10 protein-coding genes and 1 pseudogene are annotated in these 17,244 nt (G+C 68.0%); 4 read left to right on the plus strand and 7 right to left on the minus strand.

The genetic code is table 11. The features are described 5' to 3' along the window. Positions 1 to 77 precede the first annotated feature (77 nt). Together QM806_RS34305 and QM806_RS34310 are read right to left on the minus strand one after the other, a co-directional pair. Positions 78 to 584 carry a cupin domain-containing protein gene (locus tag QM806_RS34305; protein WP_005564354.1) on the minus strand — a complete coding sequence of 169 codons (507 nt, stop codon included), beginning with the start codon at positions 582 to 584 and terminating at the stop codon, positions 78 to 80. Positions 585 to 663: 79 nt separating this feature from the next. Continuing rightward, positions 664 to 876 (minus strand): hypothetical protein, encoded by a 213-nt coding sequence (locus QM806_RS34310; RefSeq protein WP_502943931.1) that lies wholly within the window; start codon positions 874 to 876, stop codon positions 664 to 666. Between the two features lie 61 nt (positions 877 to 937). Here QM806_RS34310 and QM806_RS34315 point away from each other — a divergent pair, with 61 nt between their 5' ends. The 3 genes and pseudogenes from QM806_RS34315 (at position 938) to QM806_RS34325 (ending at position 2,781) form a co-directional block, all read left to right on the plus strand. After that, entirely contained in the window at positions 938 to 1,855 is a 918-nt protein-coding gene (locus tag QM806_RS34315) for an alpha/beta hydrolase fold domain-containing protein (RefSeq protein WP_240482983.1), read from the plus strand. Between the two features lie 309 nt (positions 1,856 to 2,164). Next, positions 2,165 to 2,356: pseudogene (locus tag QM806_RS41905) on the plus strand (hypothetical protein); the annotation flags it as partial. Positions 2,357 to 2,622: 266 nt separating this feature from the next. After that, positions 2,623 to 2,781, plus strand: coding sequence for a hypothetical protein (locus tag QM806_RS34325; protein WP_206033667.1), 159 nt, complete (start codon positions 2,623 to 2,625; stop codon positions 2,779 to 2,781). Between the two features lie 107 nt (positions 2,782 to 2,888). Here the strand turns inward: QM806_RS34325 and QM806_RS34330 are convergent, their stop codons facing one another. From QM806_RS34330 to QM806_RS34350, 5 genes are read right to left on the minus strand one after another with little or no spacing between them, the layout of a single operon-like run. Next, positions 2,889 to 3,890: a heme-dependent oxidative N-demethylase family protein gene (locus QM806_RS34330; protein ID WP_005564360.1), complete on the minus strand. Its 1,002-nt coding sequence runs from the start codon at positions 3,888 to 3,890 to the stop codon at positions 2,889 to 2,891. Positions 3,891 to 3,949: 59 nt separating this feature from the next. After that, entirely contained in the window at positions 3,950 to 4,447 is a 498-nt protein-coding gene (locus QM806_RS34335; protein ID WP_005264803.1) for a dimethylamine monooxygenase subunit DmmA family protein, read from the minus strand. Positions 4,448 to 4,479: 32 nt separating this feature from the next. Beyond that, positions 4,480 to 5,460 (minus strand): PDR/VanB family oxidoreductase, encoded by a 981-nt coding sequence (locus tag QM806_RS34340; RefSeq protein ID WP_242323113.1) that lies wholly within the window; start codon positions 5,458 to 5,460, stop codon positions 4,480 to 4,482. Then, entirely contained in the window at positions 5,457 to 5,711 is a 255-nt protein-coding gene (locus QM806_RS34345) for a hypothetical protein (RefSeq protein WP_147436985.1), read from the minus strand. The genes QM806_RS34340 and QM806_RS34345 overlap by 4 nt, the downstream gene beginning before the upstream one ends. A gap of 18 nt (positions 5,712 to 5,729) precedes the next feature. Further along, entirely contained in the window at positions 5,730 to 6,125 is a 396-nt protein-coding gene (locus tag QM806_RS34350) for a cupin domain-containing protein (protein ID WP_120659184.1), read from the minus strand. A 411-nt stretch (positions 6,126 to 6,536) separates the two neighbouring features. Between QM806_RS34350 and QM806_RS34355 the strand changes: the two genes are divergently transcribed. Continuing rightward, a partial coding sequence (locus QM806_RS34355) for a non-ribosomal peptide synthetase (RefSeq protein WP_283294333.1) occupies positions 6,537 to 17,244 on the plus strand: 10,708 nt, incomplete at its 3' end.

The following is a 17,244-nucleotide window of genomic DNA, read 5'->3' on the forward strand; positions in this document are numbered from 1 at the left end:
CATCGACCTGATGGTCAAGGTTCTGGTCTGCGCTGGACCAGTGAACGACACCGCAAGCGTCGAGGCTCGAGCAGGGCTCACGACGGTTTCAGGGCGTATCTGGCGATCACGTCGGGCAACCAGTCGGGTTCGCCGAAGTGCAGACCGTAGCGCTCGGCAAGTGCGGCGATCTGGGTGACATCCGGTCCACCGGCGGCGATCAGTTCGGACATTTCCAGGAAGCAATGTTCGAAGCCGGCCGGACTGATGATCTCGATCATGCGCGCCGGGACGGTGCCGGCGTTCCACATGGCGTGCATCTCACCCCGGGGCTTTGTGATGTATCCGCCGGATTCGAGAACGGCCTCCCGGTCGCCGGAGCGGAATCCGATCACACCCTGAGTAACTATCGAGAATTCGTCCTCCCGCGTATGCAGATGCGGCGGCACCAGCGCACCGACCGGGAACGGGTGCTCGACGACCGACAACACCCCACCGGTGTCACGGCCCCAGAGCTTGAACTCGACCCCAATCGGGCCCAGGTCACCGGTCTGCCCGGTCCCCGGCGGCACGACGACCAGCGGTGGGGGATCGGTTGCGCTCACGCTTCTCACCTACTCACCGACGTTGACAGATCGGGTCACAAGTTCTCTGCTCAACTTTCCGCCGTCGGCGCGGGCATTGTCAACGTTCTCGCGGGCATAGCAGCGATGAAGAATCCGAAGTGGCCATGGCGACCAGTCCCCAGGCTTCGCGGCGGCGAATCCCAAACGCGTACACCGATTTGAGAAGAGCGGCGTCCCCATCGCCGCGGTCGCACCGTTGCGGTGGTGCGCGGATCTGCTCGACCCGTGCATCGGCCGGGTCGAACAGGGCCTGGATCTCGTCGTAGGTCAACGGCCGCCGACTCGGATCACCCTCGTGTTTCGTGACTCCGAATCCGTCAAACCCAGTCACAATGAGTGGCGTGAACATTCCCGACATCCGCCCCGCAATCGTCCACACGGGAGTACGGATACTGATGGGCCGCACCAAACTCCGCACCGCCGAGGACACACGCCGCGACATCCACGCGACATCGTTGCGGCCGGCATCGTTCAACCCGCCACCATCTCCACTCCTGCCCGGGGTGCGGCTCTCCGCCGACCGCACGCGCGGGTTTCCCGTCTTCACCATCGAACCGGACAGCGGGCGATACGGAAAGACTGTGATCGACTTCCACGGTGGTGCCTATGTCCGCGAAATAGTGTCCTTCCACTGGCTGTTCGCGCGAACCATTACCGCTGCGGCATCGGTCCGGCTTCTGCTGCCGATCTACCCCCTCGCCCCGCACCGGACCGCCGCCCGCACCGTCGCCGATGCCGCCGACATCGTCGAATCGGCAATCTCCACCCAAGGCGCCGACAACGTTGCGGTGATCGGCGATTCCGCCGGAGGCGGTATCGCGCTCGCCGCGGCACAAGAACTCAAACGTAGGGGCGCACCACAGCCATCGCGGCTGATCCTTCTCTCCCCCTGGCTGGACGTCACCATGAGTGACCCCGCCCAAGCCACCATCGAGAAGCGCGACATCCTCCTCGCGCGCGGAGGACTGAAAGAAGCCGGCCGACTCTACGCCGGCGACCTCGAGGTTACCGACTGGCGCGTCAGCCCCCTCTTCGGCGACCTCACCGGCCTCGCGCCCATGAGCGTCTACACCGGTACCCACGACATCCTCGTCACCGACTCCCGCGCCCTCACTCAGCGAGCACGCGATGCCGGCGCTACAGTCGACTACACCGAGGAAATCGGGATGCAGCACGACTACGCCCTCTTCCCCCTGATCCGCCAAGCACACACCGCCCGCGAAGACATCGCCCGCATACTTCGGGCGTAGCCACCGGCGGCTACACGCTCCCCGATGAGTACGCGCTCAGCCGCAGACCGCCCGAGGCGCTAACGGTGGTGTAGGCGTTTGGTGTGCTCGGAGTTTCCGCGAACCTCGCCTTTCACGGTGCCCACACAGGTTCTCGGCGCCGAAGCGGTGGAGTGCGCCGACCCGGTCTGGGTACGCGTCACGGCGAGGCCGAATCCGACGACTGACCGTTGGGCTCGGGGACTATCCCGGACAAACACCCACGTCGAGCGGTGCCTGCGAGGGACCGACGTCTGGTGATGCCGATGTCTGGGAGTGAGGCGGCCGCCGATGGCCGAGTTCGATCCACCGACCACTCAGCGTCCTCCCCGTCCCGCGATCACCACGGAGCTGGCCGCGGACGGATTCGAGGACGCCCGGGAAACCGGGCGTGGCGGGTTCGGCATCGTCTATCGCTGCCGTCAACCATCCCTGGACCGCACCGTCGCGGTGAAAGTGCTCACCGAGGACCTCGACAGCGACACCCGGTCCACGGTTTGGACGAGATCACTGCGCAACTCGAGGACGCCACCGCCATCACCGTTCTCCTCGGTCAACGGTCGGCGGAGACGACCGCGGCCGCCTGCACCTGGGCCGGGGATTGGGTACACAGGATCGAAGGCCGAGGACGGCACCGGTGACTACTGCATGCCAATCGACTGCTCGTCAGCTGCCTCGCGGCCGCAGGCCGAAACGACGAAGCGAAACAGGTGCTGGCGTCGATCGCGGCGCAGTGCGCGGATCGCGACATGATCCGGTACCTCCTCGACGGAGGACCGTATATCGTGTCGACCCTGCGCGGCCTCCGCGACGATCAACTGCACGGGCTGTGGCGGCCGGAGTGGACGCCGGTCCCGAGCGCCCTTCTCGACGCGCTGTCAGCGACCAAGGGCCCGACCCTCATCTGAGGGCGCTGAGCCGCGACCTCACGGCGTCGAACTCCGCGGTGATATCGGGGATCACTGGCAGACGGTGTCGAATCGACGGACGCGGTGTTCCTGAGACCTCGGTTGTCTCAGGTGGAGGCGGGAGCCGACGACTGTGTCCGCAGCCAGCGGGCGGCGTGGTGGCGGTAACTGTCGATTCCTTTATATGTGGCGATGTCGGCGGGAAGTTCGGTGATGATGTCGGCGAGTTGCTCGGCCCACGCGGGGATGGTGGCGATGTCCGACAGTGGCGCCATGTAGGTGTGGATGTTGAAGACGAGTGCTCCGGTGAGGGGCAGGCGGATGAGGTGTTCGAGTTCGATGCGCAGTTGCACGCGTCCGTAGTCTCCGTCGGCGATGAGATTCGGAATGTCGTCTTCCCATTCGGGCCGGGTTTCGAGGCTGGTGTCGCGGTGCGGTGAGCCGACGGCGGAGAAGGTCCAGTTGGCGCGGCGGAAGATGCGGTCGGTGGTGAGATGACGCATGAACTGCTGCGCACGGCTGGTGATGCCGCCGCTGGTCAGCCCGGGTACGGGGCGGTGAATTTCGTTGAAGTTCATCCCGACGCCGAACTTGATCGACCAGTCGGCGGCGAAGGTGACGATGGCCGCATCGAACCAGAGTTGGTCGTGGCGCTCGGTGAGCAGGAGGATGTCGTCAGGCACCTGGCAACCGATGAAGGTCAGCGGGTCCTCCGGCAGCGTGGCCAGATCACCCATTTCGAAGTGCTGGTCGATGTCGAGCAATGCGTTGCGCCAGTGGTAGCGGTTGCCCTGGCCGGTCAGCTGCATGGTCTCCGGGTAGGAGTCGGCCATCTGCCGCATGAGATAGAGCATGACGTCCCAACACGCAGGGATCATGTGCGGCAAAATCTGCACTCGCCCTGGATCTTTCGCCAGGATCTCCCGTTTGAGCTGCATCATCGGCACGTATTCGAGTCCGAGGTCGACGACGTGTCGGCCCCAACCCCCGGCGAGGGTGGGGGTATATCGGGGTGCAGGCTCGACATTGACCGCGTAGCGGAAGGTTTCGTCCCCTGCCGGGAAAGGCCAGGGCAAACAGGTCAGGTCGCTTGTGAGCAGTTCGGTCACGGTACTTCGCTCCAGAGTCGGGACGGAATGGAAGTGCAGGGGTGATCTCCAGTCGGTCGTCAGGCAACCGATGCCAGATACATCGCACGATGCGAGGAGGTGTGCGGGCGCACGAGGAGGTCGCGGGCGCAGCCCGAGCACTCGATGGTGTGGTCTGGGCGCGCGAGGGCCCGGGTGGCGGTGTCGCAGTGCGGGCAGAAGACGTTGATCACGTCCACGTGTGAGATGTGGATGAACAATTCGCACGGCAGAATTCCTGCGGCCCGCGCTACCGCAACGGCCCTCATCACTTCGGCCTCCGCCCCGGAAATCATGATGCGGACCCCGACTGTGCTGGCGTCGATCAGGTCCTCGACACCCGCACCGTCGGGCAGGCTGTACAACGCCACTGCCCGGTGGGCGGAGGCGAGATCCCGCGCCCACTTGTCGACCTTGGCGGTGGTGCCGGGGGCATCACCGATCGCGATCAGGAGGTACTGCCGGCCGGATAGGTCCATGCTGGCCGCGGTAACGCCGACCTGCGCGGTGTTGCTGTCGGAGTCGTCGATGCTTGTCATGACATTCCCTCTGGTGTCTGATGCCGCGGAGGTCATAGGTCCAGCTCCAGATCCGCGCCAACGGCCCGGGACACGCACGGCATCATCACGTCACCGGTGGACTTCTCCTCATCGGTGAGATAGAGGTCGCGGTGCTCGATCTGACCGCCGCGCACCGGGAGCTTGCATTCGCCGCACACGCCCTGCCGGCACAGATTCGGCACGTCGAAGCCGCTGTCCAGCAGCGCGTCGAGCAAGCTGGTGTCGGGTCCGACCGTCACGGCGGTACCGGTGCGGCCCAGCGTCGCAGTGAAGGGTTCACCCCCGGCGGAGATGCCGGAGGAGAACGGCTCCGAGTGCACACGCTGGAGCGGCCAGCCCTGGGCGAGTGCAGCTTCGGTGACGGCGTCGATCATTGGCGTCGGCCCGCAGGTGTAGAGGTGGGTGCCGATCGGCTGGCGGGTCAAAGTTGGTGTCACGTGGTCCCAGAACTGTTCCGGGGTTTCCACCATCGTCAACCGGTCCCCGCACAGTTCCATCAGGTCGTCGACGTGTGCGCCGAAGCCGGAGCGGAAGGAATAGATCACCTCGAACGAGCGACGCCACTGCACCGCCGCACGCACGTGCGACAGAATGGGGGTGACCCCGATGCCGCCGGCGACGAGGACGTGGTGGCGTGCGTTCGGAACCGGAGCGAACGCACTGCGCGGACGGGACGCGGTCACCTGCTCGCCGACGGCGAGGTTGTGCACCCACCGCGACCCTCCGGCACCGGCCCGGTCCAGTCGAACAGAGATCGAGTAGTGGTCCGGTTCGATCGCCGGGCCGGTCAGGGAGTAGGAATTGCGTGTACCCGGCTTCCAGGTGACCGCGATGTGACTGCCCGGGGTGAAGGACGGCAACGGTCCGCCACCGACTGGCGCCAGGACGACCTGACAGATGTCCTCACACAGCATCGTGGTGTCGGCAACGACGACGGAAAGGTCGCTCGCTGCCCCGGCGCTGGTTGTCGCGGCCTCGACTACTTCGGTCACGTGAGGTCCTCCGAATCTGCTCGACAGCCAAGATAGGCATGGTAACGGCGGGAGAAGTGGTGGTAGACGGTCAGCGTTTCTCGGCAACCGCCACAACGGAATTCGCTGTCGATCACGTCGGCCCCGAGCGCGTGTGCAGGAACTCGCACGCCAGCACCCACGGCCGCCACCGGGTGACAGGAGGCCGAGGTCTCGACGTCACCATCGCGTTGTAGCGACGCGGTCGTCCAGCGACGCACGCTGGTTGTCATGCTCACTGCCATCGCTGATCACGGTGCGAAGGAGCGGTGACCGACGTAGAACGCCAACGCACCCTCAGGGGTGCTGAATCGGATCCGCGATCCCTTCGGGAAGAAAATCGCGTCCTTCGCCTTGGCGACCTCCTTCTGTCCGGTGTCGAGGTTCTCGAGAACGAACTCGCCCTCGAGCACAACCTTCATTTCGTCGTACTCGTAGAGGTAGTCAAGGGGATCGTCGGTGCGCCGGAGTTCGAAGTAGCCGGCCGACATCTCGGACCCGTCCGGGTTTGCGTACACGTCATCGATGAAGCCTTCGGTGCCCGGGTATTCCGCAACCGGCATCTGCGGCAGAGACTTCCAGAAATCTGCGGTGACGCGGAACGGTGCGTCAGTCTGTCCGATCGCACTCGAATCGGCAACGGTCATTGGGGTCCTCCTGGGATGGGATTGCGCGATCGGTAGTCGATCACCATGTGATGAAACTGAAGATAATGCCAGGAAACCATGGCGTGGGTTACGTGCCCGTAAACGCGCGTGACAAGGAGGTTTATTTGTAGGAAGCGCGCGCAAGTTCGCACGGGCCTATGCCAATTCGCCGATTGCGACTCGCGACCGTCGTCACCGTTTCGTGACCGTGACCGCCTACGCACGGGTCGATCGCGGGCACCGGGCGAGTCCCGAACGACGGCACACAGCGCGGCGGACGGGGCATCGCCGCAGGTGACAGCACATACTGGTAGTAACGGACCTGGTTGCGGCCGCGATATAGATCAGCTAAGCCGAAAACATCCGACCCCAGGGGCCATCTTCTTGATTGCCGTCGGGAGGTGTGAACAAGTGGATACCACGAACAGGAGCGGCGCGATCGCTCGCAGTCGTCCCCATGCCTTCCCACTGACGTGCGCGCAGCGCGGAATCTGGCTGGCCCAGCGCCTCGCTCCCGACGTCCCGACGTGCATTGCGCAGTACGTCGAGGTGCACGGCGCCCTGGACCTCGCCGTCCTCGACGACGCGTCGGTGACCGCCGGCCGCGAGTTCCAGTCGGCGTTCCTCCGGGTGTTCGAGATCGACGGGGAGCCGTTCCAGACCGTCGACCCGACCATCGGCCTGTCGACCGGATTTGTCGACCTCGGTGGCGAGGACGATCCCACTGCGGCCGCTCACGCGTGGATGACGCGGGATTACACCGCGCCGCTCGATCCCACCCGGGACCGGCTGGCGACGTCGACGGTGTTACGAGTCGGTAACGATCACTACTTGTGGTACAGCAGAATTCACCATATCGCGCTGGACGGGTACGGGGCGATGACGCTCGTGAACCGGATCGCCGCGCTGTACACCGCGCGTATGGAGGCCCGGACGCCGGAACCCGCCGGTGCCGCAGATCTGCGCACCCTTCACCGCCTCGACGAGGCGTACCGGTCGTCGACGCGCTACGAGTCCGATCGCGCCTACTGGCGGGAGCACCTCACCGGCCGCCGTTCGAACTCGAGCCTGTCCCCGACGGCGGCACCCGCCGTCGCGGAAAGCATCCTCGAGACGGCCACCTTGTCTGTGTCCGCGACGGAGCGACTCGACAGTTCCGGCGAACGGATCGGTGTGCCGCCGGCGACCGTCGTGATCGCCACCTTCGGCGCGTATCTGGCCCGCATGACCGGACGGGACGACGTGCTCGTCGAACTCCCGGTGTCGGGCCGCACGACCGTGCTGCTGCAGCGATCGGGCGGGATGCTCGTCGGACTCGCTCCATTGCAGGTTTCCACCGCACCCGACGACACGGTGGCCACTCTCATCCGCCGGGTCCACCACGAAATTCTGGGCGCTCTCCGTCATCAGCGATTCACCCTGGAGGATATCCGGCGCGATGCCGACGCGGCGGACTCGCTGTCCGGGCCGCTGGTCAACGTCATGCTCTTCCGCCCCCGGATCCGGTTCGGACCGCTCACCGGAGACTTTCACGTGGTCACCTCGGGGCCGGTGGAGGATCTGCTGGTCAATGTGTACCGCACCGCCGCTGCCGGGCGGATGGTCGTCGAGTTCCGCGGGAACCCCCACCGCTACACCCGGCACGAACTGGCTCGTCACCATCGGTCCTTCGTGAGCCTCCTCGAGGAGTTCCTCGCGGCAGATCCCGGCGATCCCGTGGCAGGGGTGCACGCGGAGACCGCACACGAAGGTTTGCGGAGTCGCAGGCGCACAGCAGATCTGGACTACTGGCGGACGATGCTCGCCGATCTTCCACACGACACGCCTCTTGCCCGCGACTACACCCGCCGCGAAGGTACCGTCGACGGCCGGCGCGAGCACGTCGAGGCGCACGTGACCGCGGAACTGCATCACCGGATCGAGACCCTCGGACGGGACTGCCCGTTCGCCGCGTACACCGTCACGCATGCGGCGCTCGGGGCACTGCTCGCTCATCTCGGCGGGATCCGCGACGTCGTCCTCGGGACACCCGCGGGCTCGGGCGGGTGGCCCCTGCTTCTGCGTATCCGGGTCGACGGCACCGAATCGTTCACCGAGCTCGTCGAGCGCGCGCGTACGGCCGAACTCGGCGCGTTCACACACGCCGACGTGACCTTCGACGAGGTCGCCGCGGCACTCGGGTTTCCGGCACCCTCCCGCGGCCGGCACCCGTTCCAGGTCGGGTTCGACGTGCAGACCATCGACCCCTCGCGCGAGCCGGATGGGCGGTCCGACGAGGGCCCCGACCTCTGGGTCCACATCGTCGAACACCCCGATCGTGCCGGGCTCGACCTCCGGCTGACCTTCGCGCGGGAGTTCTTCGAGCCGTCGACGATCCAGGGATTCGTCGACCGTCTGGTCCGAGTGTTCGCCCAGGTCACGGCACATCCCGACATCCCGGTCGCCGATCTCGACCTGTTGAGTTCCGCCGAACGGCGCCGGCTCGTGCCCGCGCGCGGTGATCCGGGAGTTCCGCCGCGCACGCTGCCGGACCTGCTGACGGACGCGGCACACCGTGACCCGGACGCGATCGCCGTCGTCGACGCTGCCGGCGGTGCCGACCGTTCCGGCATCGCGTACCGTCGACTGGACGACGACTCCACCCGGCTCGCCCGACTGCTCCTCTCCCGGGGCGCCGGCCCGGAAACCGTGGTCGCCCTGGCTCTCCCGAGATCCGCGGATTTCGTCCGCGCCGTGTGGGCGGTCGCGAAGTCGGGGGCCGCCTTCCTGCCCGTCGATCCCGGATACCCCGAAGCCCGCATCGCGCACCTGCTCACCGATTCCGCGGCGACTCTCGGGGTCACGGTCGGTCGCCACCGGGACCCCCTGCCCGGCGACGTCGAGTGGATCGAACTCGACGACCGCGACGTCGAGGGCGCTCTGTCCGACCGGATCACCACACCGGTCGCCGACGCCGACCGCCCCCGACCGCTGCGGTCGGACCATCCGGCCTATCTCATCTACACCTCGGGATCGACCGGCGCCCCCAAAGGGGTGGTCGTGACCCACCGCGGGATCGCGAATCTGATTGCCGCACAGAGTGAAGGACTCGACGTGCCGCCGACCGGGCGGGTGGCCCAGTTCGCGTCGCCGAGCTTCGACGCCTCCCTGTTCGAACTGCTCGCGGCTTTCGGATCCGGAGCGCGCGTGGTGATCGTCCCGCCCGAAGTGGTCGGGGGCGTGGAACTGGAGCGAGTACTCACCGAGCATCGGGTGACCCACGCCGTACTCACGCCGACCACCCTCGCCACGCTCGATCCCCTTGGCGTGCCGACCCTGTCGCATCTCACCGTCGCCGGCGAAGCCTGCCCGCCAGAAGTCGCGTCGACATGGGCGAGGGGGCGCCGCCTCCTCAACGCCTACGGGCCCACCGAGGCGACGATCATGTCGACCCTCAGCACACCGCTCGTGCCGGATGAGCCGGTCACCGTCGGTGCGCCGGTGTGCGGGTTCGAGGTCGTCGTGCTCGACGACCGGCTACACCCGGTTCCGCCGGGCACCGTCGGCGAGCTGTACCTCGCCGGCCCAGGCCTTGCGCGCGGGTACCGAGACCGTGCCGGACTCGATGCCGTCCGTTTCGTGGCCGCCCCCTTCGGCTCACCGGGGACGCGAATGTACCGGACCGGCGATCTGGTGCGATGGCGCGGCCGGCACGAAGAGGACACACCCGCCGCCCTCGACCTCGTCTACGTCGGGCGCAGCGATTTCCAGGTAAAGGTCCGCGGGTTCCGCATCGAACTCGGGGAGATCGAGGCAGTCCTGAGTGCCGATCCCAATGTGACGTACGCCGTCGCGACGGCCGCGACCGACCCGCACACGGGAGATGCCGCGGTGATCGCCTACATTCACCCGGCCGAGGGGTGGCGCGTCGATGCCGAGGAAGTGCGCCGTCGGCTGGCGCGCACGCTGCCCGCGCACATGCTCCCGGCCGCGGTCGTCGCCCTCGACGTCATTCCGCGTACCCCGAGCGGCAAGCTGGACCGTGCCGCGCTCCCCGCGCCGACGTTCGAACCGCGGAGCGGCACCGGCCACCGGCCGCGCACGCCGACGGAAGACACGGTGGCGTCGGTGTTCGAGACCGTGCTCGGTGTCACCGGCGTCGGTGTGGACGACGACTACGTCGATCTCGGCGGAGGTTCCCTGGCGGCGACCCGGGTGGTGGCACGGCTGAATTCCGCCCTGGGAACGTCGCTGGACGTCCGTGATCTCTTCGAGCATCCGACGGTCGCCGCACTCGCCGGTGTTGTCGACAGCCGACGCGGTGGCGGCTCCGGGCGGCCTCCACTCCGCCGGTTCCCGCGTCCCGCCAGGATTGCGCTCTCCCCGGCCCAGGAACGCATGTGGTTCGTCAACCAGTACGACCCACACTCCCCCGCCTACGACATTCCGCTGATCGTCCGGCTCACCGGGCACCTCGACGTCGTCGCCCTCGCCGCAGCGATCGGCGACGTCGTCGAACGGCACGAGTCGCTTCGCACGGTGTACCCGTCCTCGGACGACGGACCACATCAGGTGATCCTGCCCGCCGAGCGGGCGCTGCCCCGGGTCGAGATCGTGCAGGTCGACGGTCCGTCCGACCTCGACGAGCACGTCGCCCGGGCCGCGGCCGCGCCGTTCGACGTCACCGTCGACGGGCCGCTGCGCGCGTCTCTGTTCGCGATGAGCGACACCGACCACGTACTGGCGCTGGTGATCCATCACATCGCGGCCGACGGTGCGTCGGCCGGTCCGCTGGCCCGTGACCTCTCCGCCGCCTATCGAGCCCGGGTCGGCGGACGCGCCCCGGCCTGGGAACCGCCGGCCGTGCAGTACGTCGACTACGCCTTGTGGCAACACGCCTTGCTGGGTCAGCCCACCGATCCCGATAGCCTCACGTCGCGGCAACTCGACTATTGGAGTGAGTCGCTCCGTGGATCGCCGCCCCTTCTCGCGCTGCCGACCGACCGTCCCCGCCCGCAGCGGCTGTCCCTGCACGGCGGCCGAGTGGACTTCCACCTGCCTCCGGACCTGCACGCCGGCATGCGGGCACTGTCCCGAACCTGCACGTCGACACTCTTCATGACGTGTCACGCGGCGCTGGCCGTCGTGCTCGCCAGGCTCGCCGGCACCGACGATGTGAGCATCGGCACCCCGGTTGCGGGCCGCGGGGAGCCCGCACTCGACGACGTGGTGGGCATGTTCGTCAACACCCTCGTGCTGCGCACCCGCATCGATCCCGCGGCGGGCTTCGCGGACACCGTACGCACGGTGCGGGATGTCGACCTGGGTGCATTCGCACACGCCGACTATCCGTTCGAGAAACTGGTGGACGCCCTCGAACCCGAACGCACGGACAGCCGTTCACCGTTGTTCCAGGTTCTCCTCGAGTTCCAGCACATCCTTCCGGCCGGACACGAGGCGCGTGAGCTCGACCTGCCCGGTCTGCACGTCTCGGCCGTCGCCTACGACCCGAAGATCTGTAAGTTCGACCTGCAGGTGTGGCTCAGTGAACGCGTCGATGACGACGGGGCGCCGCAGGGAATCGACGGCGGAATCGTGTACGCCACCGATCTGTTCGACGAAGCGACGGTGCGTGGAATTGCCGACCGACTCGTCCGCGTCCTGGGCGTCGTGACCACCGAGCCGGACGCCGTGGTCGGGAACATCGATCTGCTCTCCGACGGGGAACGCGACATCGCCCTCCGTTCGTGGGCCGGCCCGGACGAACCGGACCCCGGGACGACTCTGCCCGAGGAGTTTGCGCGTATGGCAGCCAGGAAACCGGACGCCGTCGCGCTGTCGTTCGCGGGTGACACGCTGTCGTACGGTGAGCTCGCCGAACGGGTGAACCGAATCGCCCGGCTTCTCGTCGAGCACGGAGTGGAACCGGAACGCCTCGTCGCCGTGGCGATTCCCCGCTCCGTGGACTACGTCGCCGTCACACTGGGCGTACTCGCGGCAGGAGGTGTATGCCTCCCGCTCGATCCCGGATGGGCGTCGCCCACGCGACTCTCCCAGCTGATCACCGACGTCCATGCCGCCGTCCTCGTGACGACGTCCGCTCTGGCGGAACGGCTTCCCCACGGGCACCTGCGCACCCTCGTCCTGGACGCGCCGGGCACCGTCGCCGCCCTCGCAGGCAGGTCGGGTCTCCCGCTGACCGCCGTCGACGGTGGCGCCGGCCCCACCCCCGACGCGGCCGCGTACGTCCTGCTCACGCGCGGATCGACGACGCCGCCGAAACCGGTGTCGGTGAGTCACCGCGCAGTACTCTCCGCACTGGCGCGTCCCGCGCACGCCGTCGCGACCGAGGATGTCTGGGCAATGGTCCCGGCCTTCGCGGCCGGCGTCACGGTCCTGACTCCGTGGAGCGCATTCCTCCACGGAGGCCGGCTCGAGGTGGTCGACGACACCACCGCCTCGTCACCGGCCGCCCTTGCCGACCTGCTGCACCGCCGCGGCGTGACCATGCTCTCCCAGAGTCCGGCCGCGTACGAGTACCTTTCCCGCGCAGGGGAATCCGCGCCGGGGGCGGACGAACATCGATCGGTCCTGCTCACCGGTGACCCCGTCGACGCCGCGGTCGTGGCTGTCCCCGGAGTCGTTGCCGTGTACGCGTCCGTCGAGACCGTATGGTTCGCCGTTGCCGGGGATCGTGCACCGGAATCCGGTGCCGACCGGATGGAGTACCGGCCCGGGCGGGGACGCAGATTCGCGGTTCTCGACGACCGCCTTCAGCCTGTCCCGCCCGGCGTCGTCGGCGAGTTGTACGTCGGTGGCCCCGCACTGGCTCGTGGCTACCACGGCCGGGCCGCCGCGACGAGCACCCACTTCGTGGCGAGTCCCTTCGGCCCGCCCGGCGGACGCATGCTCCGCACCGGCGACGCCGCTCGCCTCACGAAGACCGGAAACCTGAACATTCTCTGGCGCCGCGACTTCCAGGCCGCACTGCGCGGCTACCGCATGCCGCTCGGCGACATCGATGCCGTCCTCACCGCGCATCCGCACGTTGCGAACGCAGTCACCGTCGACCACACCCCGCGCTCCGGAAAGCCCGCGCTCGTGTCGTATGTCGTGCCGGCCGACGGAGCCGCGCCGGCCATCTCCGACGTCCGCGCCCACGCCGCCATGATCCTGCCTCCGCCCTGGGTCCCGGGCACGGTCGTCGTCCTCGACCGGCTGCCCGTCACGGAGACCGGGGACGTCGACCTCGATGCCCTTTCCGTTCCCGAGGAACTGCGGCACTCGCCCGTCTACCGTGCCCCCGCCACTCCGGCCGAGGAGACGGTGTCGAGGGTGATCGGTCAGGTTCTCGGTGTCGGTGGCGTCGGTGTCGACGACAACTTCTTCGAACTGGGTGGCACGTCGCTCGACGCGGCGAAGGTGGTCGCCCGAATCGATTCGGCATTCGGAACCCGGATCGGGATCCGCTCCCTGTTCGAGGCGCCCACGGTACGCGGACTGGCCGCCGTCCTCGACGCGAGCGATGTACACCCGGATCGACCCGCCCTGGGACCCCGGGTGCATACCGAACCTGCACCGGTGTCGTTCGCGCAGCAGCGGATGTGGTTCGTCAATCAGTTCGACGTGACGTCGGCCGTCTACAACGTTCCGATGGTGATCCGGCTCACCGGACTCCTCGACGTCACCGCGCTGCGCGCTGCCCTTCTCGACGTTCTCGTCCGGCACGAACCGTTGCGGACCCTCTATCCCTTGACCGACACCGGACCGGTGCAGGTCGTCGTCCCCGCCGAGAGTGTTTCGGTCGATCTGGCGCCGTCCCCGGTGGCCGACGCAGCGCATGTCTCCGGCCTCGTCGAGGAGGCCGTCGCCGAGGGGTTCGACGTGACCGTCCGTCCGCCGATTCGCGTCCGACTGTGGCAACTCGACGAAAGCCACCACGTCCTGGCTGTCGTCGTGCACCACATCGTCGCCGACGGGTCCTCGCTGGCTCCCCTGGCCCGCGACCTCTCCACCGCCTACACCGCGCGCCGCGCCGGCCGTGCCCCCGCGTGGGACCCGTTGCCCGTGCAGTTCTCGGATTTCACGGTGTGGCAGCGGGAGATCCTCGGGTCCGTCACCAACCCGGCGTCCCCGGTGGCACGGCAACTCGACTTCTGGCGGACGGCGCTCGCGGATCTTCCCGAACGGTTGGAGTTGCCGCTGGATCGGCCGCGCCCCGCCACCGCCTCGTACCGGGCCGCAGCGGTTCCGTTCGTGATGCCCGCGACGACGCATCGCCGACTCGTCGACTTCGCCCGAGCCCACGACACGACGACATTCGTCGTCATCCACGCGGCCCTGGCCGTGTTGCTGTCCCGGCTCGCCGCCACCACGGACGTCGTCGTCGGGTCGCCGACCGCCGGCCGCGGCGAACAGGAACTCGACCCCCTCGTCGGCATGTTCGTCGGCACACTCGTTCTGCGCACGACAATCGATCCCGCGGCCCCGTTCGGTGACGTCCTGGCGGCGGTGCGGGACGCAGACCTGGCGGCCTTCGCGCACGCCGACATTCCGTTCGAAACCCTCGTGGACGAACTCCACCCACCGCGTTCGGCGGGGAGCCATCCGTTGTTCCAGGTGATGCTGACGTTCCAGAACATCGAGCCGCCACGCCTCGCACTGCCCGGCCTCGAGGTAGTTGTCGCGGACCTCGACCCCCGGGTGTCGCCATTCGACCTGAATGTGGTGTTGCACGAACAACCGGCCGAGGACGATTCGGGGTCAGGGATCAGCGGGCAGATCGTCTATGCCACCGACCTGTTCGACGCCGACACGATCAGTGCATTCGCCGGCCGGCTCCTTCGGGTGATCACCGCGGGCCTGACCGACCCCGACGCCGTGGTCGGCGACATCGACATCCTCGACGACGCCGAGCGCAGGCTCGTCCTCGACCGCTGGAACGCCACGGCCCACGACCTTCCGGCCGCGACGATCGTGGACCTGTTCGAGGCACGGGTGGCGACGACACCCGACGCGCCTGCCGTCCGCTGTGAGGCTCGAACCCTCACCTACGCCGAACTCGATACCTGGTCGACGCGGCTGGCGCGCTCCTTCCTCGTCCGCGGGATCGGCGCCGAATCTGTCGTGGCCCTGGTGATCCCGCGCTCCTTCGAGATGCTCGCGGCGATGTATGCGGTGGTCAAGTCCGGTGCGGCGGTGCTCGCCCTCGATCCCGGCCACCCCGCCGACCGCATCGAATCGCTGATTCAATCCTCGTCGGCTGCTCTCGTCGTCACCACCGCCGACGCCGATCCACCCGTTCCGACCGGGGTTCCGGTGGCGCGGTTCGACGACGTCGACCTCTCGGCCCGAGACACCGCACCGGTCACCGACGTGGACCGCGGCGCACCGCTGCGCCCCGACAACCTGGCCTACGTGGTCTACACGTCCGGCTCGACCGGCACGCCCAAAGGGGTGGCGGTATCCCACGCGGCGATCGCGAACCAACTGGCCTGGTCGCAGGCACTGCTGCCACTGCGCGAGGGGGACCGGACGGTACAGAAGGCGCCGATCGCGTTCGACGTCGCCATCTGGGAGTGCTTCGCGGCTCTGTGCTCGGGAAGCGTGCTGGTTCTCCTGCCCCCGGAACGGCAGCTCGACCTCGACTACCTGTCCGGCCTCCTCGACGACACGCAGATCACGCTGGTGGAGTTCGTGCCCTCCCTGCTCGACGTGTTCGTCAACGATCACCGGCACGCCTTCCCCGGTTCGATGCGACGGGTCCTGACCGGGGGTGAGGCGATCACTGCACGGACGGCGAGCAGCGTGCTCGCGCAGGGCGTCCGTCTCGGCAACATGTACGGTCCCGCAGAGGCGGCCGTGACAGCGACGTACCAGGACATCGCGACCGGCCACGCCGACACCACGGCGCCCATCGGGACGCCGGTGTGGAACACACAGGTCTACGTCGTCGACGATCGTCTGCACCCCGTCGTCCCCGGGGTGACCGGCGAAATGTACCTCGGCGGTGCCCAGTTGGCCCGGGGATATCTCGGCAGGCCCGCGCTCACCGCCGGCCGGTTCGTCGCGAATCCGTTCGGCGCCCCCGGCTCCCGCATGTACCGAACCGGAGACCTGGCCCGCTGGAACGCCGACGGGCGGCTGGAGTACCACGGCCGCACCGACTTCCAGGTACAGCTGCACGGCTACCGCGTCGAGCCCGGCGAGGTCGAGTCCGTCCTCCTACGTCACCCCGCGGTCGCGCAGGCCGTCGTCGTGCTGCGGGCCGATCGAAACGGCGCAGACCACCTCGTCGGGTATGTCGTACCGGTCCCCGGCACCGAAGTGGCGGAGCAGGAACTGATCGACCACACAAGGTCCCTTCTCCCCTCGCACATGGTTCCGTCCGCAGTGATCCCCCTGTCCACGCTGCCGCTCACGTCCCACGGAAAGATCGACCGGAACGCGCTCCCGGCTCTCGACTTCACGACCCGCGCCGCGGAATTCCGCGCTGCCGGAACAGCTGTCGAGGACGCGCTGGTGTCGCTGGTCGGCGACGTGCTCGGCCTCGAGTCCGTAGGCGTCGACGACTCCTTCTTCGCACTCGGTGGCGACAGCATCATGGCCATCCAGTTGGTGGCTCGCGCGAAGACCGCCGGACTCGCACTCACTCCTCGGGATGTGTTCGAGCACAGGACGATCGCCCGGCTCGCGCGCGTGATCTCGACACGACCGGAGCCGGGGGCGGCCCTCCCCGAACTACCCGGCGGCGGGATCGGCTCCTTCCCGCTGCCACCGGCCGCGCGGTGGTTGCTCGAACGCGGCGGCAACCTCGACACGTACTGCCAAGCGGTTCTGCTCACCGCACCACCCGACCTGGACACCGCCACCCTCACCGCCACCGTGCAGACGGTCCTCGACCACCACGACATGCTCCGTGCCCGCCTCCGGCGCGGCACAACGGACGAAGACACGGCGTTGGAGGTCCTGGCCGCCGACCAGGCTCCACGGGTCGAGTCGCTGATCCGCCGGGTCGCACTCGATGATGCGGCCGACCTGAGGGGCCGGGCCGAGGTCGAGTCCCGTGCTGCCGCCGCACGTTTGGATCCCGAGAACGGGATCATGCTCCAACTCGTCTGGCTCGACCCCCGCACCCAAC

It is taken from the genome of Rhodococcus sp. IEGM 1351, assembly GCF_030056875.1.
GTDB lineage: Bacteria > Actinomycetota > Actinomycetes > Mycobacteriales > Mycobacteriaceae > Rhodococcus_F > Rhodococcus_F opacus.